The 21331-nt window shown below is 63.3% G+C and carries 19 protein-coding genes, 1 pseudogene and 1 other annotated feature; of the genes and pseudogenes, 10 read left to right on the top strand and 10 right to left on the bottom strand.

All coding sequences use genetic code 11. The annotated features are described in order from the left end of the window. Nucleotides 1-160 precede the first annotated feature (160 nt). A complete protein-coding gene (locus AC4QBL_RS07830) occupies nucleotides 161-1123 on the top strand; it encodes an IS5 family transposase (RefSeq protein WP_472900628.1) in 963 nt (320 codons plus the stop codon). A gap of 283 nt (nucleotides 1124-1406) precedes the next feature. On the opposite strand, the gene AC4QBL_RS07835 is transcribed toward AC4QBL_RS07830, so the two are convergent. Continuing rightward, entirely contained in the window at nucleotides 1407-1718 is a 312-nt protein-coding gene (locus AC4QBL_RS07835; protein ID WP_472908418.1) for a hypothetical protein, read from the bottom strand. A gap of 693 nt (nucleotides 1719-2411) precedes the next feature. On the opposite strand from AC4QBL_RS07835, the gene AC4QBL_RS07840 reads away from it, so the two are divergent. Beyond that, complete coding sequence (locus AC4QBL_RS07840; protein WP_472908419.1) at nucleotides 2412-3470, top strand: HTH-type transcriptional regulator ArgP; 1059 nt, start codon at nucleotides 2412-2414, stop codon at nucleotides 3468-3470. 92 nt (nucleotides 3471-3562) lie between these two features. Here AC4QBL_RS07840 and AC4QBL_RS07845 read toward each other — a convergent pair. From AC4QBL_RS07845 to AC4QBL_RS07865, 5 genes and pseudogenes are all read right to left on the bottom strand, one after another. Continuing rightward, a protein-coding gene (locus tag AC4QBL_RS07845) for an IS3 family transposase (RefSeq protein WP_290729592.1) occupies nucleotides 3563-4794 on the bottom strand; the annotation gives its coding sequence in 2 pieces (ribosomal slippage) (nucleotides 3563-4509 and nucleotides 4509-4794; 1233 coding nt in all). After that, nucleotides 4397-4513, bottom strand: a sequence feature (AL1L pseudoknot). Its footprint overlaps the gene before it by 117 nt. Nucleotides 4795-4845: 51 nt before the next feature. Beyond that, a pseudogene (locus AC4QBL_RS07850) lies at nucleotides 4846-5022 on the bottom strand (type I restriction-modification system subunit M N-terminal domain-containing protein); the annotation flags it as partial. Nucleotides 5023-5033: 11 nt separating this feature from the next. After that, entirely contained in the window at nucleotides 5034-5936 is a 903-nt protein-coding gene (locus AC4QBL_RS07855; RefSeq protein WP_472908428.1) for a WYL domain-containing protein, read from the bottom strand. Between the two features lie 129 nt (nucleotides 5937-6065). Next, nucleotides 6066-7163 (bottom strand): relaxase/mobilization nuclease domain-containing protein, encoded by a 1098-nt coding sequence (locus AC4QBL_RS07860; protein ID WP_472908420.1) that lies wholly within the window; start codon nucleotides 7161-7163, stop codon nucleotides 6066-6068. Beyond that, a complete protein-coding gene (locus tag AC4QBL_RS07865; protein ID WP_472908421.1) occupies nucleotides 7160-7756 on the bottom strand; it encodes a hypothetical protein in 597 nt (198 codons plus the stop codon). Before AC4QBL_RS07865 ends, AC4QBL_RS07860 begins: the two co-directional genes overlap by 4 nt. A 303-nt stretch (nucleotides 7757-8059) precedes the next feature. Between AC4QBL_RS07865 and AC4QBL_RS07870 the strand changes: the two genes are divergently transcribed. The 3 genes from AC4QBL_RS07870 to AC4QBL_RS07880 are packed head-to-tail and all read left to right on the top strand — an operon-like array spanning nucleotide 8060 to nucleotide 9686. Then, the gene (locus AC4QBL_RS07870) at nucleotides 8060-8479 is read left to right on the top strand and encodes a hypothetical protein (RefSeq protein ID WP_472908422.1); all 420 of its coding nucleotides are present in this window, start codon (nucleotides 8060-8062) and stop codon (nucleotides 8477-8479) included. Then, nucleotides 8476-9219, top strand: a complete 744-nt coding sequence (gene stbB, locus AC4QBL_RS07875; RefSeq protein WP_472908423.1) for a StbB family protein — start codon at nucleotides 8476-8478, stop codon at nucleotides 9217-9219. The genes AC4QBL_RS07870 and stbB overlap by 4 nt, the downstream gene beginning before the upstream one ends. Further along, entirely contained in the window at nucleotides 9216-9686 is a 471-nt protein-coding gene (locus AC4QBL_RS07880; RefSeq protein WP_472908424.1) for a hypothetical protein, read from the top strand. The genes stbB and AC4QBL_RS07880 overlap by 4 nt, the downstream gene beginning before the upstream one ends. Before the next feature lie 105 nt (nucleotides 9687-9791). On the opposite strand, the gene AC4QBL_RS07885 is transcribed toward AC4QBL_RS07880, so the two are convergent. From AC4QBL_RS07885 to AC4QBL_RS07895, 3 genes are all read right to left on the bottom strand, one after another. Next, nucleotides 9792-10652, bottom strand: a complete 861-nt coding sequence (locus tag AC4QBL_RS07885) for a DUF932 domain-containing protein (protein ID WP_472908425.1) — start codon at nucleotides 10650-10652, stop codon at nucleotides 9792-9794. A gap of 83 nt (nucleotides 10653-10735) precedes the next feature. Next, nucleotides 10736-11188: a single-stranded DNA-binding protein gene (locus AC4QBL_RS07890; protein ID WP_472908426.1), complete on the bottom strand. Its 453-nt coding sequence runs from the start codon at nucleotides 11186-11188 to the stop codon at nucleotides 10736-10738. Nucleotides 11189-11891: 703 nt separating this feature from the next. Then, entirely contained in the window at nucleotides 11892-12428 is a 537-nt protein-coding gene (locus AC4QBL_RS07895; RefSeq protein ID WP_472908427.1) for a JAB domain-containing protein, read from the bottom strand. Nucleotides 12429-12825: 397 nt separating this feature from the next. Between AC4QBL_RS07895 and AC4QBL_RS07900 the strand changes: the two genes are divergently transcribed. The 3 genes from AC4QBL_RS07900 (at nucleotide 12826) to AC4QBL_RS07910 (ending at nucleotide 16784) form a co-directional block, all read left to right on the top strand. Next, complete coding sequence (locus tag AC4QBL_RS07900; RefSeq protein WP_304835617.1) at nucleotides 12826-14055, top strand: hypothetical protein; 1230 nt, start codon at nucleotides 12826-12828, stop codon at nucleotides 14053-14055. 294 nt (nucleotides 14056-14349) lie between these two features. Next, nucleotides 14350-15405 carry an IS630 family transposase gene (locus AC4QBL_RS07905; protein WP_305334305.1) on the top strand — a complete coding sequence of 352 codons (1056 nt, stop codon included), beginning with the start codon at nucleotides 14350-14352 and terminating at the stop codon, nucleotides 15403-15405. Nucleotides 15406-15458: 53 nt separating this feature from the next. After that, nucleotides 15459-16784: an IS1182 family transposase gene (locus AC4QBL_RS07910; RefSeq protein ID WP_472907858.1), complete on the top strand. Its 1326-nt coding sequence runs from the start codon at nucleotides 15459-15461 to the stop codon at nucleotides 16782-16784. A gap of 382 nt (nucleotides 16785-17166) precedes the next feature. Here AC4QBL_RS07910 and AC4QBL_RS07915 read toward each other — a convergent pair whose 3' ends face one another. Then, nucleotides 17167-20358 carry an ATP-binding protein gene (locus tag AC4QBL_RS07915; RefSeq protein ID WP_492131644.1) on the bottom strand — a complete coding sequence of 1064 codons (3192 nt, stop codon included), beginning with the start codon at nucleotides 20356-20358 and terminating at the stop codon, nucleotides 17167-17169. Between the two features lie 131 nt (nucleotides 20359-20489). Here AC4QBL_RS07915 and AC4QBL_RS07920 point away from each other — a divergent pair, with 131 nt between their 5' ends. Both AC4QBL_RS07920 and AC4QBL_RS07925 read left to right on the top strand, forming a co-directional pair. Next, on the top strand, nucleotides 20490-20705 hold the full coding sequence (locus AC4QBL_RS07920; RefSeq protein WP_472908477.1) for a hypothetical protein: 216 nt from the start codon (nucleotides 20490-20492) through the stop codon (nucleotides 20703-20705). A gap of 63 nt (nucleotides 20706-20768) precedes the next feature. Then, complete coding sequence (locus AC4QBL_RS07925) at nucleotides 20769-21152, top strand: group I truncated hemoglobin (RefSeq protein WP_472908476.1); 384 nt, start codon at nucleotides 20769-20771, stop codon at nucleotides 21150-21152. The last annotated feature ends 179 nt before the right edge of the window (nucleotides 21153-21331 follow it).

A 21331-nucleotide genomic window follows, 5' to 3' on the forward strand; every position in this document is an offset into this window, starting at 1 on the left:
GGGTTGCGACTGGTGACGGAGGTATTGCCGCCGTTCGAGGTGCTACGTACCCGACGACCGGTAATTTCACTTGAGACGATCTAAGGCAACGCTGATTAAGTACTGCTCGAGCGTGGTGTTTACCTGTACCGTTGCAGTACAGACGAACAGGCAGATGAAGATGAAACAGCAAACCCTTGCCATGGCCGCCGATCAAGCTGAAGGTTTTGAGCCTTACCGCAGGCCGACCAGGCGCGATACCTTCCTGGCCACGATGCAGCAGATCGTGCCCTGGCAGGCGTTGTGCGCGGTGATCGAGCCTCACTACCCCAAGGCCGGCAACGGGCGTCCACCGATCGGGCTCGAGCGTATGCTGCGCATGTACTTCGTGCAGCACTGGTTCAACCTGGCCGATGAGGCCTGCGAGGATGCGCTACTCGACAGCACCGCGCTGCGGCGCTTTGTCGGCATAGACCTCGGGCGCGAGCGCGTGCCCGATGCGACCACGCTGCTGAAGTTTCGCCGCTTGCTGGAGACGCACCAACTGGGCGAGGCCTTGTTTGCCAAAGTGGGAGAGGTGCTGCAGGCGCAGGGCATGAAGGTCGGTACCGGCACCATCGTGGACGCCACCATCATCGGCGCACCGAGCTCGACCAAAAACGCAGACAAGCAACGTGACCCCGAGATGCACCAGACCAAGAAGGGTCAGCAGTGGTATTTCGGGATGAAGATGCACATCGGCGTGGACAGTCGCAGCGGGCTGGCGCACAGCGCCGTGGTGACAGCGGCCAACATGCACGACAAACACCCGCTGCCCGATTTGCTGCACGGCAACGAGCAGCGCGTGTACGGCGACAGCGCCTACGCTAGCCAGAAGACGCTGATCGCTTCCAGGGCGCCCAAGGCCAAAGACTTCACCAACCAGCGCGTGCGCAAGGGCGGTGAAGTCGATGAAGCCGAACGCTCGAAGAACCGCAACAAGTCCAGAATCCGGGCGCGGGTCGAACACGTCTTTGCAGTGGTCAAGCGGCTGTGGGGCTTTGCCAAGGTGCGCTACCGGGGGCTGGCCAAGAACGCCACGCGCTCGTTCGTGGCGCTGGGATTGGCCAACATCTACCTGGCGCGTCAGCGCCTCATGGGATGAGTGCGTCTGCAGCGCACGCCAAACGCGTGCACAAGGTCGAAATGGCCCTGAAACGGTACGAAATCCACTTGATTTGACCTTGCTTCTCGCATGGCGCAATCAGGAGGCAACGGGTCGCTGGATCGACCGCTTGTTCAGCGTTGCCCTAAGCCCTTGAGCGCGACCGTCTGCAACCAGTCTTAAGCCGCCGGCCAGTGCGGTATGGGGTAAAGGTTCATGCCGACAACCGATTTTTTTGCTCCACGGGTACATCAGTGACACAGTTGACCTGCCTCGATCAGTGTCAAGCTCCCTGTCCCGTCGCGAGCTTCAGCACCATCCCTATCACGAACAGCGAGGCGGCAATGCGACCCCAGCGCCAAGTGGTGAACCAGTAGCGATGATTGACCCACACCGCGCGATGGATTCGCGCTGCTGAAACCAGAAGCGCAATCGCAACGACTATGGGGCCGACGATTCCGACGGGCGCATCGATCTGGCCCAGAAGGAATAACCAGAACAGCGGCCAAGCCACCGCATCGAAGACCGCCAACCATCGTCGACCAGTCCACTGCGGTGCATTGGCCCGGGGTTCACGCGCAACGAGCAGCCACATACCAACCTCCAGTCACTTCATGCTTCACAGACCCGATCCGCTGTTCTTCTCACCCATTCGGCCCCGGCACTGCCCAGAATCGAACGGCAATCGACAAACGTTCAAAGATTGACAGATCGCACCCGATGATTGAATCCACACGGCAAACAACCGTAAAAGATGTTTCATCGCTCGTGGGTCCATGGCCCGCCCAGTGATCCACCAAATCGTGTCGTCTGATCCCAAGGAACACTGCCCCAATTTCCGAGGGAGCTGGATTGGGAATCCGTCCCCCGGTCATCGAGCCTGCTCAGGTTTGCACCCTGCCCCGCATTCGTCGGTCGCCGTGCGACACCCAAAGCGCTGCGTCTAGGCGCGAGCGCCTGGGCACCGTGGAATAAATGGAAGGGGCCCACCAGAGTGAAACGGCGGTGGGAAGGCAGCTGTTTATGCCGCGAAAGGCCTTGGCGTCTGCGCCAGCAGCGCTATGGTTCGCAAGGCGGCGAGCGGCGAATTTTCAGGGGCGGCACCTTGTGGAGACTATCGAAAGGACCATCCACAAATCGGGAACGCAACTCCATGAGCCTCGGTTCGTGAAACGCCGCGTGCCAACCATTCGTTCCAAGAAGCTCAGACGGACGGAAACGACTGGAAACCATTGAGACGCGCACGATACCCGCGCCATCTAGACAGGATTTCGCAGCTCCCAGCTAAATGGATGCAGACAGCGATCTGCCGTCGCTGGCACTGCCGGAGCCGCCCTATATGCTGGATCGTGATCAGCTTGAAACGTTTGCCACTGTGGTCGAGCAGCAAAGCTTTGATCGTGCGGCCAGCGTGCTCAGCATCACGAGAGGCGCTGTCTCCCAGCGCATCAAAGCGCTGGAAGAATCACTTTCCACGGTACTGGTCAAGCGTGAACGGCCGGTGGCGGCAACGCATGCCGGTGAGGTGCTAATGCGCCATGTGAAGGCGCTGCGCATCCTTGAAGGATCGGCGCTCCAAGAACTCGCGCCTACCGCAAAACCACACGCACCCGTGTCCCTGGCCATTGCGGTGAATGCCGATTCCCTGGCCACCTGGTTTCCTGCAGTGCTCAAGGAGCTACTGATGGGTAAGCTGGTGGCCCTGGAGGTGATCGCAGACGATCAGGATCACACCTCTGCCCTGCTGGCTCGCGGTGATGTGATCGGCTGCATTTCGACATCTGCCAAACCCGCCGATGGCTTCTTAGCCGAATGCCTGGGCGCCATGGAATACCGCTGCTATGCGACGCCAGCCTTCGCCTCCACGCACTTTCCAAGCGGGCTCACAGTGCCCGCTGTGCTCTCAACGCCGGCGGTGTTGTTCAACCGCAAGGACTCGCTGCACGACGACTTCCTGAAAAGGCATTTTGGGTTCGCCGTTGAGCGATACGCCAGACACTACCTGCCCTCGCCCGTCGCCTTGCTCGAAGGGGTTGCCATGGGCGCTGGCTATGGCCTGATTCCCAGCTGGCAGGCGGCTCCCTTGGTGGAAGCGGGACAGCTCGTGGACGTCTGCCCCGATGAGCGAGAGATGGTGGACCTGTTCTGGCACCACTGGGACCTCGAACCACCAATGGCCAGTGACATCACTGCCCTGATCGTCAAGGTGGCCAGAAATAGCCTGGAGTCTTCGGTCGGGTTCGAGCCATCAACGGCGCAGACTGGACCATCCCCGAACCCACCCTCCAGCAACAAAGCGGAGCCACAGGGCGGTGCCAGCGGACAAGAAGCATCCGAGCAGCAGTGACACCACGTCGGTGTCTTCACCATACTGCCCCAGCCAGCCCGCCAGATGCACAGTGAATCGCCCCGGGTTTCGTGGAGGCCGGTTGGTTTAAGTCAGGCCGCCACCATGGAGGACTGACTGGCGAGTTGCCGGTAGTAGTTTGCCTCAGCCTCTGCAGGAGGGATGTATCCGATGGGTCCGAGCAGCCGGTGATGGTTGAACCAGGACACCCATTCCAGCGTTGCCAGCTCCACCGATTCACGGGTTGGCCATGACCGGCGATGAATCACCTCGGCCTTGTACAGACCGTTGATGGTCTCGGCTAAAGCGTTGTCGTAGCTGTCGCCCTTGCTGCCCACCGAGGGCTCGATGCCTGCCTCTGACAGCCGTTCGCTGTAGCGAATGCTGACGTATTGCGACCCCCTGTCGGAATGGTGAATCAATGCGCCATCACGCTCGGGCTGCCGGGCATACAGCGCCTGCTCCAGGGCATCCAGAACGAAGTCCGTGTGCATGGAGGTACTGACCCGCCAGCCCACGATGCGCCGGGCATACACATCGATCACGAAGGCCACGTACAGCCAGCCTTGCCAGGTTGAAACGTAGGTGAAGTCCGAGACCCACAGCTGGTTCGGCCGCTCGGCCTTGAACTGCCGATTGACCCGATCCAGCGGGCAAGGGGCCTTCATGTCGCTGAGGGTGGTGCGCACCACCTTGCCCCGGCGCACGCCCTGCAAGCCCAGTCGCTTCATCAACCGCTCAACCGTGCAGCGGGCAATGACAACTCCCTCCCGGTTCATCTGTTTCCAGACCTTGTCGGCGCCGTAGACCCGCATGTTGGCTTGCCAGACGCGCTCAACGTGCGGCACCAGGGTGTCGTCACGCTGGGCGCGCGGGCAGCGCAGCTGGGGATTTCGCTGATGAGCAGCATGGCGCCAATAGCCTGACGGGGCGATCTGCAGCACTTTGCAGATCGACTCGACCCCGTAGGCCTGTCGATGCTGATCGACGAAGTTGTTCAGGACTTCAGACGGCGGTCGAGCTCCGCCTGGGCGAAAAACGCGCTGGCCAGCTTCAGGATCTCGTTGGCTTTGCGCAGCTCTTTGACCTCGCGCTCCAGCGCCTTCATCTGTTCACGTTCGGATGTCGTGATGCCGTCGCGCACGCCGGAATCGATCTGGTCTCGCTTGACCCATTCGTTGAGGGTCTGGGGCACGCAGCCGATCTTGGGGGCGATGGACTCGATGGTGGCCCACAGCGAGGGGTACTCGCCTCTGTGCTCACGCACCATGCGAACAGCACGCTCGCGGACCTCAGGTGAAAACTGGTTCGACTTCTTGCTCATGGCTCAATCCTCTCAGAGAAAAGAGCCTCCTCAAAACCCGGGGCGATTCACCTTGTGCCTGGCCTCGAAGGCATCGGAGATGTACTTGAGGAAGATCAGCCCGAGCGCGACGTGTTTGTAGTCGGACGGCTCCATGTTGCCGCGCAGCTTATCGGCGGCCTTGAACATATCGGCCTCGAAGCCAAGAGTTCCTCCGTTGCCGTTCTTGTTGGTGTCGTTCTGTGCCATTGGGCCTCTTCCTATTTACGTGGTGCTTTCGCGGCCGGGGCTTGATACCCCGGCGCGAGCTTGGCGTTCTCTACTCCGTACAAGGCCAGCGGATCGCTGAGCCAGAGACGGTACTGTTCTTCTTTGAGGCGGTGGTCGGACGAGCAGTCCACACTCCAACGCAGCAACATGTAGCCCGCCACCGCTGCGCGCACGCGCATCCGGATCGCGCCGTCCTGCATCCCGTAGTCCCTCTTGATGATCTCGGGGCGTTCAAGACGCGGGTGCGGCACGAAGTCCAGCTCAACGATGCGCGTCCACTGGATGTCGTTGTCCGGGCGCTCGTTGGCCAGCGGCTCCTCGTCGAGCAGCGTTGGCGCTTCGATACGGGTGATGACGAAGTCGCGGAACTCGCCGCTCTTGCGGTCGAAGGCGCGGACGTGCCAACGCAGACCGGTGTCGACAAGGGCGAACGGGACGATGACCCGTTCTGACTCACCTCTGCTCATTGAGTGGTAGCGGATGGCAACTGGCCGCTTGGCGTAGATGGCCCGGCAGATCGGAGCCAACACGTCCATCTTAGGAATGCTCAAGACGGCTGGTGATTCGCAAGGCACCAGGGTGTGTGACTCTCCATTGACGCCATCCCCGAACCCCAAAGCGAGGGCTGACAGCACACGCTGTGAGGCGTGCTCAAACAGAGGAGCGAAATTTTTGCCGATGCGGTAGATCTTGTTACTACCGTCGAACTCGATGTTCTGAGGAGCGATCTCGCGGTACAGGGCGAGGTCTCGCGTTGCACCCGCTGGAGCCACTCCGAAACGGCCGCTTAAATCAGGACGACCAATCTCTCCGAAAAAGAAGAGCCGGAAGTCGACATAGGCCAAGCGATCGCGTTGACCGTGGCTTAGGTTTTCGACGTGGGTGGTGACCACTTTCAGTTGCCCTTCGTACCTGAGGTTCGAAGGTTTAGAACTGAAAAGCAAGGATTAGTCGGCTTCATGGACTATTTATATCATCAAAATGATTAGATTAATGGTCCAACTTGCACATAGATTCCTTTTCTAGCGAACTGGACCAATGTGGGGTAGTGGGGTTGTTGGCTGGAGGTGTCGATCGGGGTCGGGTTGAAGTGATGGACGCGGCACCTGCTGATCAATTTGCATTGGCTTTCGTTGCTGTTCATTTGTCTGGCTGGCAGTCATACCTTTGACAAAACTGGCGATGTGCCCTGCCAATTGCCGGTCTGTCGCTTCGCCCGATTGGGCCAACGCCAAGCCGATTTGCACCCAAGCATCGACAGCCGCCTTCTTCGCCGGATGATTCTGCGGTCCGCTTTGTTTGGTTGATGGCGCGCGGCGCAAGCGCCCATCTTCCTGGGCCTTCAAACGCCACAGCGGATCGGGCTGGCGATGCTGGCCGCGCGTGGATTGCCGTGTGGCTTCGGCCTCGACGCCATAGCCTCGCAACTTTTCAGCGAAGGTCTCGCGCCAGCGGTGCAGGTCGTTCTTGCGTGGATTGAGGCGCTTGCCCAGCCTGGACACGGCACGCACGCTGATGTGCACATGCGGGTTGGCCTGGTGGTCGTGCAGCACCATCACATATTTGTGGTCGGCCAGCTCGGCCCGCGCAAACTCCCGCGCGGCGCGCTGCACGATCAGCGGATCGGTGCCTCGCGGCATCGACAGCATGATGTTGAAGGCCTCGCGCCGCTGGCCTGGCTCGGCGTCCTCAGGGATACGGGCGCCGCCCATGCGCCACTCATCGGCCAGGTGGTGCAGGCTGTCTTTGCCTTTCAGGGTCTCCCCGCGCTGGTCTTCGATTTCCAGCCGCCCGTTTTTGCTGATGTAGCGAAAGTGCGCCGCAATGGCCGCCATGCTCCGCCCTCCCCCGGTGACTTTGACCATGACCTGAGGCGCGCGCCGCACGACGGTGGCTTCGATGCGTTTGCGGATGGCGTTGGCACGCTGTTGCGCGCCCGAAGCGCCCAGCTTGGGCTGGGGCCTAACCTGGACGATGCGGTTGCCCGGATAGAACAGGCGGTCGCCCCAGGTGATGAGGATGCCGTCGAGGTCAGGCGCATGGGGAGCGCTGGTCAGGGTCGAAGGCACGGACGAAGTGCCAGACGAAGCAACACGTCGGCCGCCGGTGGAGGTATTCATGGTCGGCTCCTTCGGGTGCCCGCATGGGTTCTTCTGGCAGGTGGTGAAACGCTGGGCCGACGTGGCTGCAGGTCGGCCAGGGCGCAAGAGACATGGTCAAGGTGGCGGCGCACGTCACGGGACAAAGCTTCGAGCACGCCAATGTAGGGACGGATGGGCTCCACATCTCCCCGGCGCAGCAACGCATTCAGCTGGTAGAGGCGGTGACCGAAGTGGGCCAGCTCGTCCGTGGATGCGGTGAGCGCCTGCAAGGTCTGCGCGTGCCCTCTTCCGTCCAGGACCACCGGCACACCCGCCACGAGAGCGGCCACGTAGTCACCGGTGGCCATGCCCGCTCGCTTCGCGGCCTGAAGCGTGGCTGCGGCGTCCTCAGACCGCATGCGCAGGCACAGGCGTGTGCGGGCGGCTGGATCGGTCTGGACAGGTGTGCGGCAGGCCTCGGCGTTCTGCAGCGCAGAACGCCCCAGCGCGTCGGCCAGCACCTGGCGCACCAGGTGGGAAGGCGAGAGGCCGACGGCCTGCGCTCGCTCCATCAGCGGGGCCTTGAGGCCATGCAGGTCCACGCTGATGCGGTCACGTGACGAGGGTTCCATACCGAGTCTCCTGACGACGATTCACCCCTGGGTGAGCGTGTCAGACAACCGGCGCCACCGCGCCTTTCCTGCACTCACCCATGAACCCAGTATTGGTCTGAATCGAGGCTCTGACGCAGCTGGATTTGAGCCCAAATCCAGCAGGCAAAAAGGCACCAGCGGGTTGAAGATGAGCACGTACCGAGCAGCACCGCTCAGAACCTGAACAGACAGAACGAGCAGTGAACAGCACGCAAACTGCCACTGCACAAACCGATCAGCAAGTGACGAACTGCCAACAAACGCCTGACCTGAAACCGAACGATGAAACTGGTTCCAACCGATCCACCGGGCAGAAGCTCCCGCAAGGCCAAGCGCTTTGCGCAGGACATGCGGGAGCTGCGCGCCCAGGGCTACACCTTCGAGGCGATCCGGACGGCCTTGGCGGCGGTCGGTGTACACGTGAGCAATGCGACCGTGCAGCGCGAAGTGGCCAGGGCCACCAAAGCCGCTTCCGTCGCGCAAGGCGCGGGCTTCGGTGTTCGCCCAGATAAATCGCCGCCCGCTCTCACCCAGCCGAAGGTGTCCACAACCCTTCCATCAAACACCACGCACCAATCTCCTCAGGCTGCATCCGTGGAAATCGACATGCGCAGCGGCAAAGAGATTGCCGAAGCGTTCGCCAGCAGCCGGATCACCAACCCCCTGGCCCGCGCCAGGCTTAGGGCAAAGGACTCGCCATGAAAATCGCCATCATCAATTTCTCGGGGAACGTGGGCAAAACCACCATCGCCAGGCACCTGCTGCTGCCGCGTATCGACGGCGCGGAGCTGTTTTCTGTTGAGAGCCTGAACGCGGCCGACGGCGAAGGCCATGCGATGCGTGGACGGCAGTTCGGCGAGCTGCAGGAACTCCTGCAAACCATCGACCACGCGGTAGTGGACATCGGGGCCAGCAACGTGGAGGAATTGCTGGACCTGATGCAGAAGTACCAAGGCAGTCACGAGGACTTCGATGCGTTTGTGGTTCCCACGGTGCCGGCTCTCAAGCAGCAGCAGGACACCATCGCCACACTGGTCGATCTGGCGCGGCTGGGGGTGTCCCGCTCAAAGGTTCGGCTGGTGTTCAACATGGTCAACAGCGCCGCAGATGTCCCCGCGCACTTCGATCTGTTGCGGGCCTTCCTCAAAGCGCAGCCCATCGCCACAGAGAACGCGGCCTGCTATATAGGCCCCAACGAGGTGTACGGGCGCATCCGGGGCAGCAACGCCGACCTTGCCACCCTGGCCCGTGACGACACCGACTACAAAGCCTTGATCGTCAAGGCCAGGGACACCGCAGAAAAGCTCGCACTGGCCCAGAAGCTGGCCACACGGCGGCTGGCGGTGGGGGTTTTGCCGCAGTTGGATGCCTGCTTTGCGGCGCTTGGGCTGGGCGAGAGCGCCGCGAGCAACGTGGTACCGCTGGCACGGCAGGCACAGTGAGCGACCTGGTCACGGCCCGCGAAGAGCTGATGGCCGTGGCCATCGGCGATCTGGGCACGTTGCTGGATCGGGTCGAGATCTTGACACCCCAACTGGAAGCGAGCCGCATGGAGTTGCTGCGAACCAGCACCGACCTGGCGGAAAAGGTCGAGGCGTATTCAAAGCGCATGGATGAAATCACCGAGAACGCGAAGCTGCAGACGGTGAAGCACATCGCCCGCCGCGCCGACGAAATAGCACGGGGGACTGTGGGCACACAGACCCGGGCCATGGAGGAAGCGGCGCGCACGGTGTTCAGAAATGAAGTCGGCCCGACCCTGCAGCGGGTGACGCTGCCGCTGCAGGACGTGGCAGAACTGGCCCGCAAGGGTGCACGGCCCTGGGAAGGCTGGCTGCTGCACGCTGCGACAGCAGTGCTTGCTTCGGTCATCAGCTGGGCGATGGCCGCCTGGCTGTGGCTTCGGTGAGAAGCCGCGGCCGGGATCACGCAAGCCGGCGACAGGCGGCGAGCGCGTTTCGGAATTTCTGGTGCACCACACCGCCCGGCGAGGGTGGTGTGGTGCCGGGCCTGATCAGGCCTTGAGCTTGCGCATCTCTTCAGCCAGCACCCACAGCGCCCGGTTCAGGCTCACGCTGCGGTCGATGCTGGCCACCGGGCGGGTGTGCAGGCGTCGGCCCTTGGCTCCGCGTCCGGGCTGGCCACCACGCAAGGCGTTCTCTTGCACCCGCTGAAACGTGGTCCACAGGCTGTTGCCGAAGTCCTCCGGCCGTCGGGCTTCGATCAACTGCTCAGCGGTCACCGGAGCCGGTTGTTCACCCTCCCCCCGTTCGCCGTAGCGCAGCGCCAGGGCGGCGGTGGCAAAGGCCTGCTGTTCCTCGCGCTGCAACGTCAGCGCCTTCATGCTGTTGGTGGAGACATCCACCACCTCGAAGTCCTCCAGCACCCGGAACGCGCCTTCGATCACCTCGTCCTGGATGCTGCCCTTGTGCGGGATTCGGATGTCGTTGGTGATGTCGCCCACCACCAGACCGTTGCAGCAGACGTATCTGAACAGACCCGCCAGCATCTGGTAGCTGCTGGCGCCGTCGTGGCTGTTGATCAGGATGATCTCGTTGGCCTCGGGGCGGGTGTTGACCTGCCCTGCGTGGCGCATACGGATCATGTGCTTGGTGAACTCGGTTTTACCTTCGATGCGGCTTTTGCTCTGGGCCACCATGAAGGGTTCGAACCCCTCATGCCGCAGGGCGCGCAGCACGTCGATGGTGGGGATGTAGGTGTAGCGCTCGGAACGGCTGCCGTGTTTGCCCTCGGCAAAGATGGAGGGGGCGGCCCGGCGCATCTGGTCTTCGGCCAGCGCAGTCTCGCTGCGGATCACGAAAGTGGTGTGACCGAAACGGGCGGCCAGGGGGCGGGAAGCTTGAACGGTGTTCATGATGAAGGCTCCAAAGAAGGAATAAAGGGATGTCTGGTTAAGGCGGAAATACCGGGTGGGTGGATACCGCCCGGCGTGGTTGTTCAGGCGTGCGCCGGCTGGCGTCCACTGCGGGCCTTGCTGTTGCTGGTGGATGTGTTGGAGGTGGCGGCAGGGGCATCACCTGCGCCATCGCGTGCGCGACGGGCCTCGGCCTCTGCGCGGCTGTCGAGGTAGTCGATCTCATCAACCGTGAAGGTCAGCGCGTAGACGTCACCGCCTTCGTTGTCCTGGTAGATGTTGTTGCGCAATCGCCCGACTATGTTCACGTGCGAGCCTTTGCCCAGGTACGCGGCCGCATGTTCGGCCTGCTTTGCCCACAACGTCCAATGGATCGCAGTGGCCATCTCCTCGCGGTCTTCACCGCTGCCCCGGTGTTGGTTGCTGATGGCGAGCAGGACCGCCTTGGCGACCTTGCCCTCTCTCCCTTTGACGAATTCGAGCTTGACGGCACCGGCCAGGTGCGCGTGGCGCTGGATGACTTGAACGTGGGCCATGTGGAATCTCCTTGCGTGAGAGACCAGCCGGACCCCAACCCGGGCTCCTCAAAACTGATCCTCTCGCTCGGACTCCCTCGCTCCCGCCCACGGGCGGGCGGGGGGTGGGCACGGCCCCTTCCCTCGGGAAGGGGTGGGGGATGGGGAAAACCATGCAGCCGAAGCAGTGAGCCAGTCACCTGGCCCACCGCTGAAAGATCGCCCCACAAGTCCCCCTCACCCGTGGATGGGGGCGCCGTGGGGGGATAACGGTGGGCTGCATGGCGCACGCGCTGCCCGAGCCTCTTCGGGCGCTCCAGCGAAGCGCAGGCGACCGGGAAAACTGAACAGTGGCGGCTCTGCGGACGGCGTGACACCAAGCGCAGCGACTGGCGCGGCGTTCGAGCCGCTGCGATCACTTCTGGGGTTCGCTTTCTCCGGTATTCCCAGCGGCCCGGCTTCGGGCATGGCGGGTGGACCGGGGCGACGATCTGGCGGGCGGGACGGGACCAGAGTGCAGCGCCGGGAGCGGACCGAGCGTCAGTTCGTCCAGCGGGCTTGTTCCCGCGCAGCGGTAAGGAAAAAAAGACCGCGATCCCGGGGCACGGGAGAGGGCCGCGTTCCTTGCTCAGCCGGCTACGCCGGCCAAATGCCGCCCTCCCCTGCGCTCGCACGCAGTGCGCTGTTCAACATGAAAAAAGAAGGGGGCAAATGGCCCCAGGGTTCAAACGAGGCCTCGCTCCGCCATGGATTGAACGGAGCTGCCTGCGACGATGAAGTAGTCCAGCACCCGCACATCCACTAGCGTTGCTGCCTGCTTGAGCGTCTGCGTCAGATACTCGTCGGCACGTGACGGATCGGTTGCGCCCGAAGGATGGTTGTGCACCAGCAGAAGAGCGCAGCTGTTGCGAAGAAGCGCATCGCGCACCACCTCTCGCGGGTAGACCGATGTCTGACTCACCGTGCCTCGAAACATCTCCACGTAGTCCACCACGCGGTTCTGCGCGTCCAGGTGCACCACCGCAAACACCTCATGCGGAAGATTGCCCAGCCGGGCGCGCAGGAAGTCCTTGACCACAGCGGGCGAGGACATCACGTCACTGCCGCGTACCTGCGCCGCCAGCAACTGCTGAGCAGCCATCAGAACTTCGTCGGCCTCGGCCGGACGGTACCGGCCCGCGACATCGCGCACCAGCAAAGCGGAAGCGGCAACCGAGAGTGCCTGGAAGGAATCGAGGGAAGAAAACAGATCGTGCTGCATGACCAACTCCAGTGATCGGGCGGGATTGCCCGAGACCGGAACCGGCACGCCGCAGCGCAGCGGTCATAGGTTCGAAGACGGCCGAACGGCCGCCAGCGCCCAAAGGGCGCGCAGACCTTGACGGCGAGAACGGTGTGCAAGGATGAAGGGAACAGCAAGCCAGCCCCACCACACCTGCAGGCGTGAGGAAGGCAAGCGCAGCGCGCAGGCCGGGGGTATGCCCGCGGCCGGAGGCGTCAGGGATCGAAGCCGCATGGCCGCGACCCGGCACGGGGCGCGGGGCGCAGCCCGCAGAGCCCGACGGCGGCACGCCGGGACGCTGTTTCAGAATCGATACTCGTCAACGGTGACACCCAACACCACCGAAGACAATTCATCAAAACCATCTCCTTGCGCCATGACCACCGCCGCCAAGACTGCAACCACTGCCTGGGCCTTCCGTACCCGGTTTCGCCGGGGCGCGTTTGGCTGGAAAGGCACTCAGCTGGCCATCGGCCGCATCAACGAAGCCCTGACCGAAATCCGCGCGGTCGCCCGCCACGACACCGCCTGTGCAGCCGAAGGTGCCGTGCTGCTGCTGGAAAAGCTCTCCCCTGCCCTGTGCCAGATCGACAGCTCATCGGGCGCCCTGGGCAACGCCACCTACGCCACGGTCCAGGAGCTGGCGCCCCTGATCAGACAAGCACCCGTGAGCACCAAGGTGCGGCAGAAATGGCTGGACCGCCTGTTCGAGGCCATTCAGGAAGACGATCCCCCCTACATCGAATCCCTTGGTGATCACTGGGGCGACCTCTGCGCCACAAAGGAACTCGCTTCCACCTGGGCCGACCAGCTCCTCCCAACCCTGAAGAATGCCTTGCGAGAGCGCAAGCGCGGAACCTACGCCTTCTTCTCCGGCACCACCCTCTGCTACAGCGCCCTGTTCAAGGCCAAGCGGCACGATCAGATCCTGGAGCTGCTGGACATGGACCCGCACCCGATCTGGCCCTACCTGGTCTGGGGTGCCAAGGTGCTGGCGACACGAGGCCAGATCGATGAAGCCATCGCCTACCTGCGCGAGCGCGCAGGCAGCACCACCAGCGAAACGTCCATCGCCCGCTTCGCCGAAGAAGAACTGCTCAAGGCCGGTCGCCGTGCCGAAGCCTTCAACCAGTACGCGCTGCTCGCCAATCAGGCCAACACCCACATCGCGACCTTCCGGGCCCTAGCCAAGAAGTACCCCGAGCTGGCCAAAGACAAGCTGCTCGACCACCTGATCGCATCCACACCCGGTGAGCGTGGCAAGTGGTTTGCCACCGCCAAAACCCTCAAGCTGTTCGAGCAGGCAACCCGCCTTGCCTGGGCCTCACCGTGTGACCCCAAGACCCTGAACCGGGCCGCACGCGACCATCTCAAGACCCAGCCGGACTTCGCCATGCAATGCGCGCTCGCCTCTTTGCACTGGATGTCGATGGGTCACGGCTACGAACTCACAGGCTTGGACGTGCTGGAGGCCCACCGATTCGCCATCGAGGCAGCAGCGGAGACCCAGCAAACTCAACAAGCCCGAGCGTCCATCGAACAAGTGCTCGCATCCGATAGACCCATGGTTGCCTGGATGCAACGATCGCTGGGTACCGTGCGATAGCCAGCCTCGTAAGGGACGGTTGGCTTCCCTTCAAGTAGCTTTCCAAGCAGGTGAGCGTTTCTACCCGAGCGGGAACACTTGCCAGTTCACTACCATTGACCGTTCAAGGCTGTCTGCAGCCGGCCAGGTTTTGCAGTCCAATGACAGCCGCCGCCGGAACCTGCCATTCGTCACTCTGCGAGGCGACCGACCGCTGCATCTTCAGCAGCGGCCACTCAACATCGATGGGCCGCACTAGTGGACTGTAACGTTTAAAAGGGAAGTATCATGGCAACCATTCCGCCGGAGGTTGCGATGAAACTCACGAAGAGCGAGCGCATGGAACTTCAACAGCAAGTAGCTGCGAGAAATGGCCGAGCCGATGCGGCGCGGCACGCGCGGTTGATCTTGCTGTTGGCCGACGGGCTTACCTGGTCGGAGATCCGATCCAAGCTCGACTGCAGCGACAGCTACATCGACCGGTGGAGCAAGCGGTTTGAAGCTGACCGTCTGGCCGGTCTGTTCTCTCGCCACGCTGGGCGCGAGCGCTACAAGGTGACCGATCGGCTGGAAGCTCGGGTGCTTGCACGCACCACCAAACACAAGCCGGCTGACGGCTCCACTCACTGGTCTACGCGCAAGCTGGCCGCTGAGCTGGGCGGGGACATCTCGCACATGACCGTGGCCCGCATCTGGGCCAAGCACGGTATCAAACCGCACTTGCTCGAAGGCTATCTGACATCCAACGACCCGGACTTCGAGACCAAGGCGGCTGACGTCATCGGGCTGTACCTGAACCCTCCGCAGAACGCCGTGGTGTTTAGCGTCGATGAGAAGACCGCGATTCAGGCGCTCAACCGGCTGGACCCTGTGCTGCCGCTTTCGCCGGGACGGGCCGAGCGCCATGGCTTCGAGTATTTCCGACACGGCACGCTGTCGTTGTATGCAGCCTTCAACACCAAGACCGGCGAGGTGCTGGGCAAGACTGCCACGCGCCACACCTCGGCGGAATTTGTGGCGTTTCTCACTGACATCGTGGCCAACCAGCCCAAGGGCAAAGAGATTCATGTCATCGCCGATAACCTCTCGGCCCACAAGACCAAGCAGGTTGCTGCGTTTCTCGAAATGCACAGCAACGTTCATATGCACTTCACGCCAACGTACTCGTCCTGGCTGAACCAAGTGGAGTTGTGGTTTGCCAAGATCGAACGTGATGTCATCGCACGCGGTGTCTTCACGTCCGTGCCTGACTTGAAGAGAAAGATCATGCGATACATCCGCAAGTACAACGAGCAGCCCAAGCCAGTGAAGTGGAAGTACTGTGATCTGTCACGACGCATTACTCCCGATTCAATCGTTACAGTCCACTAGGAGCCTGCGCGGCAGAAGCGCCATGAGGTCCGAATGCTTGGTAAATTGTGGGCATGGCCGCAAGTTACCTCCCCTACGAACCGCAACAGCAGCGACTGCTGCCTGACGCACTGCAAGACTGGCTGCCCGAAGGGCATCTGGCGTACTTCATCAGCGACAGCGTCGACAGCCTGGACCTGAGGGCGTTTCACGCCCGTTACGACAAGGGCGGCCCACGCAACCAACCGTTTCACCCGGCTATGATGATCAAGGTCTTGATCTATGGCTACGCCACGGGCACCTTCAGCTCGCGCAAGCTGGCGGCCAAACTGCATGAAGACGTGGCGCTGCGGGTGCTGGCCGCAGAGAACTACCCGGCGCACCGCACGCTCTCGGACTTTCGGGCACTGCACCTGCAAGAGCTCTCGGCCTTGTTCGTTCAGGTCGTTCGCCTGGCGCGCGAGTGCGGCCTGGTCAAACTGGGCACCGTGGCGGTGGACGGCACCAAGCTCAAGGCCAATGCGAGCCGTCACAAGGCCATGAGCTACGAGCGCATGCTCAAGGCCGAGGCCGAACTCAAAGCGCAGATTGACGGGCTGCTCAACAGAGCGAAGGCGGCCGACGACCTGGAAAAGAACGAACCCGACATCGACATCCCCAGCGAGATCAAACGCAGAGCCGATCGGCTGGCCGCGATCACGGCGGCCAAGCTGCGGCTGGAACAACGCCAGCGAGAAGCCGATGCAGCCCGTGGGCGCAGTCAGAACGATCAGCGCAAACCCCGGGACAAGGACGGCAAACCCAAGGGCGGGCGCTACAAGCTCGACTTCGGCGTGCCCAAAGACAGCGCCCAGGAGAGCTTCACCGACACGGACAGCCGGATCATGAAGCGTGCCGGTGGGGGCTATGACTACAGCTACAACGCGCACACGGCGGTGGACGAGAGCGCGCAGATCGTGGTGGCGGCCGAGCTGAGCAACAACGCCACCGATAGCGACCGCCTGCCCGTGTTGCTGGCGGCGGTGAAAGCCAACCTGTGCGAAGACGCCAGGCAGGTGCTGGCTGATGCGGGGTTCCGCTCGGAGTCGGTGTTCGAGCAGATCAAGGACAGCCCGAGCGAGTTGATCGTGGCGCTGGGGCGCGAGGGCAAGCAGGCGCTGGAGATTGACGCCCGGAAGTACCCGCGCAGCGCGGCGATGGATGCCAAGTTGAAGACACCCGAGGGCAAGGCGGCCTACCGCAAGAGGAAGTGGATCGTGGAGGCGCCCAACGGCTGGATCAAGAGCGTGCTGGGGTTCAGACAGTTCAGCTTGCGCGGACTGGACAAGGTCAAGGCCGAGTTCAAGCTCGTGTGTCTGGCGCTGAACTTGAGACGGATGTGCAGTTTGCGCGGCATTTGAGGGAAAACGGGGCATCTCGGGGCGCGAAACGGAGCGTTCAGACCTGACCAAGGCCGCCGTAAGGACCACGCCAAACAACGGAAGCGATCAAATCGCCCGAGGCACCGCGCAGCGGTCCTCAAATCAGTACGCGAAACGTTCTGCCGCGCAGGCTCCTAGGTGCCGAGCGACTCCTACCCGCTAGGCAGCCGGCTCTTTGCGACCCACTCCAGCCGGTCGAGGTCCTGGAGGCAGCGACCGGTCTAAAGCGCCATTAGTCAATTGCCGTCGGCTGCACGCTAAGAACCCAGACCCAATTGTTAGGCTCGCTCCAGCCGCGGGAGCATCAAGTCAGCCTATTTGTATGCGTTTGAGAACTTGCTCGATGGCAGGTCAGATCTGTTCAACGCAAGCCACCGCTCCGCATCGCGTCCTTCGCAAGCTGTTCACAACGCTGTGCGTCCAGTGGCTGCCCCGCCTGTCTGAAGCGTGCTGCCGCCGCTGAAAATTGGCTCACCACCTCATCGGTGCGTGGGTTCCGTGCGGCAGCGATGTGGCCCTTGACCTCTTCGTGCGCCGCGTACCACGCTGGCAGCCGCATGACCACATTGGCGAGGTAGGCACACTGTTCCTCATGCTTGTCGGCCAGGTCCAGTTCGCCTGCGCGTGCCGCCGCAATTGCTGCCGGCACGGCGAAGGTGATGCGGCAGCCGGGACAGGTTTCCAGCGGGCCGCGCACCGATTCGCTGGCATCTTCCAGCACATACAGCGCGGCGGCTGGATCGTCCTGGTGCAGGTTGATTCGGGTTCCGTAGATGCGGTCCATCAGATGAAAGCCGATGTCTGTCTGGCGCGCCACATCCAGCGCTTCATCGATGAGCGCGCGGGCTTCGTCGCGCCGGCCTTCGTGCAGCGACACTTCGGCCAAGCGCTGCAGCGACAAGGCTTCGCCCACCGGGCCTCCGATGGCCCGATGCAGACGCGCGCCTTCGCGCAAGTGCACGCGTGCCGCCACCAGATCGCCGGCCAGCCACTCGGCCTCTCCGCGCAAGGTGACTCCGAAAGCATGACCGCGCGCAGCGCCCAGGCGCTGGGCTTCCACGGCCAACGCATCGGCAAACTCGATGACCTGGGCATATGGCCGGGCACCGTAGAGAAAACGCTGCGTGATGCACAGGTGACCGTCGAACACACGCAGGGCCAAGTGCGGCACATGGCTGGTTTCCTGCAGATCGGCCCAAACGCTGCGGTGCAGTTCGCCGCGTGCATGGGCGGCGGCCGCCTGGGCCCAGGATGCAATCACCAGCGAGGCGGTGTCGCCCGACTCCAGCGCCAAGCGGCGCGCCACAGCGGCTTTGGCGGTGCCCATGGCAGGATCGGCGGCACCAAGCGCGGCAGCGCCTGCGTAGGCCAGGGCTTCGCTCAGGCGCCCATCCACGGATGTCGGCAACAAGCCTTGCAGTGCTTCAAGCGCTCCCTTGGGATCACCTTGTTTCACCTGGGCCAGTGCGGCCTTGGCGAGCAGGTTGTGGCTGTCCGGCGCGTTGGCGGCGTCAGCCGCCAGTCGGTAGGCCGCCATGGCGGCAGGGTCGCCCATGGCGTCCAGCGCTTCGGCACGCAGGCGGAGTGCTTCAGCATGCCCAGGTTCGAACGCCAGCACCGGGGCGAGGTGGCGCAGTGCATCGCTGAAGGCGGCGAGGCGCGCAGCATCGCGTGCGGCGGCCAGCAGCCAGGGCAAGGCGTCGCTCGGTCGACCGCCTTCCAACCAGTGGCGGGCCACGTTGGCAGGTGCCGCGTCCCTATTGGCCAACTGGGCCGCGATCTCACGGTGCATCTTCAGGCGGTGGTGGGGAGGCACTTGGTCGAGCAGCGCCTGGCGCACCAGTTCGTGTCTGAAACGGTAGCGGCCGCCCGCGAACACCAAGACCCCAGCTTCCAGCGCTCGGTCGAGAGCGGCATAGGTGGGCACCAGCGCCTGCGTGGCCAACGCCTCCACCGTGCGCACGCTCCAATCGCCGCCGCTCAATGCCAGCCAGCGCAGCAGGGCCAGCGCGTCCGACGGCACATCGCACATCCGCTCGGTGATGGCCTCGGCGGCATTACCGGGCAAGCGCTTGCCGTCGCCTCCCGAACAATGTGCCAGTTCGATGGCGGCAAACGGGTTGCCGTCGGCGGCCTGCACGATGCGATCCACTTCAGCATCGGACAGGGGCGCGGGCAGCGCGAGGGTCACCAGACGGCGGCTTTCTTCAGCATCCATGGGCTCCAGATCGATCGGGCGCAACACGCCAGCGCGATGCAGTCGCGCCACGCCACGCCCCAGCGCAGTGCTCGTGGCCACAGGCCGGGTGGCGATGAGCAGGCACAACGGACCACCCGCCATGGCCAACTGCATCAGCACCTCGACATCCGCGTCGTCGATCAGGTGGGCGTCATCTACCTGCAACAGGATATCGGTGTCGGGCGCGGCGGCCAGCAACAGCCGTCGAATAGCACCGACGACCTGATGCCGCCCCAGTGGTCCCGGCGCCTCGTTAGTGGGCGCAGCCAGCGGGCTCAGCATGGCCAACACAGCGCGGGCCGGTGCGCCAATGCGGTCGAGCACGCTGCGGTCTTCGAGCATCACGCGTTCGGCAATCGATGCCATGGCGCCATAGGCTTGGCCAGTGTCTGCGGCGGTTAGTTGCTGAACCGTCCATCCCCGGTGGCGCGCCTGGCTGCAGATCTCGGTACACAGCGCGCTCTTGCCGGCGCCGGCAGGTCCGCGCAGCACGACGCCGCCGGGTCGTTTGCCGATCGGCATGCCCAGCCAGGCCGTCACCTGGCCGAGCGCCTGCGAGCGTCCCACGAAGGCAGGCCCCACAGCCTGCAGACCAGCAACGCAGCGCTCGTACACCGCCTCGGTGCGCGCGTCGGGCGTGACGCCCAGAGACTGTTGCAGCGACTCGCGCAGGCGGCTGTACCAGCGCAATGCGGCGGCGCGGTTGCCGGCTTCCAATTCGCGCTGCATCAGCGCCCGATGCGCGGCCTCGTCGGTCGGCTCGTACTGGGCCAGACGCTCCCACTGGGCGCTGGTTCGAAGGAGATCCAGGTGGTGCGCGCGCAGACGTTCTCGGTGGGGTTCGGTCCATGCCTCGTATCGGGCGCCCGGCAACAAGTCGCCGCCGAAGTCGCTGGCCACGTCTGCGCATTCGGCTGGATCACGATGCCGCAAGGCGGCCAATGCGCGGGCCTCGAAGGTGTCGGCATCGACCAACACAGGGCGCTCAGACCAGAGCACCAGCTCGCCGGCTTGCAGGGTGATGGCGTCGTGCCGGCCCAGCGCCTGGCGGCTGTGGTGCATCGCTTTGCGCAGATTCGCCGCGCCAGCCTCTGGATCCAGCTGTGGCCACAGCGCGTCGATAGCGAGATCGCGCGACATGCGGTGACCCAGCTGCAGGCTGAGCAGTTGCACCAAGTGGGTGGCGCGCAAGCTGGGCCAGCGGTCTGCTGCGATGGCCTTGCCATCGACGGCCGCGTCGAATCGGCCCAGCAGGGCGATGTCGAGTGTTGCCGGTGGATCACCGGCATCGAACCTGGGCAAGGGCGTTTCCATGTTGACCAGTCTGAGGCTCCCGGCTGGTGCCCGCAAGTGCCTTGACGGCCAGGAACGCTTGAGGAACGGCGCGTCGCCAAGATGCATTCAGCGGGTCAATTCCGACTCGCCCAACGCACTAGGAGCACACCATGAACGCCAGACAAATGACTTTCCCCTTGCCGGGCAACCGGCCCGCCGTGCTGTCACTCCCGCAGACCTTGCCACCAGAGACCCTGTTGGAGCTGGAGCGCTCGCTCACGGCAGCGCTGCGCAATCTTCAGCGCGAAACGAGCGCAGACGCGGGCCAGCCAGGACAAACCGAATACGAGTCGTGGCTGCAGCGGCTTGCCGCGATGGCCCACTGACGTTGGCCGGCTCCAGCAACCATCTTTGACCCCCGATTGATTCATCCATCCAAGGAGAGCGACATGAGCGAAACCACCACATCCACCACGACCACCTTGTACGACCGCCTGGGTCGCCACGACGGCATTGCGCACATCACCCGAGAACTGATCAAGAACCACCTGGCGAATCCGCTCGTCAGCAACCGCTACAGCCAGATCAAGGACATGGACCGCGTCGAACGCAACGTGATCGACTTTTTCAGCGCCGGCACGGGCGGGCCCGAAACCTATGCCGGCAAGGACATGTTGAACACCCACCGAGGCATGAACGTCAGCGAACAGGAGTTTGTCAGCGTGATCGACGACGCCATGGCGGCGCTGGAGACCTGCGGCGTGGAGGCGCCGGTTCGCAACGAGGTGCTTGGCGTACTTTGGTCCATGAAGGCGGAAGTGGTCCGAGTCTGACTCCCGCAGCGGTGTGCCAGTTTTGGAAACGCATGCCGCTGGCTTCGGAGGAAGGAGGTTCGACCATGCGAAGCCAGGCGTTGAATCTCGAACGCACGTCAGCCACGCCACCGTCGATTTTGGAATCGGTTTCCTCGATATCCGCAGCTCGGCCACGGGTCTGAAGCGGTCATCGGCTT

Source organism: Hydrogenophaga sp. L99 (assembly GCF_058731905.1).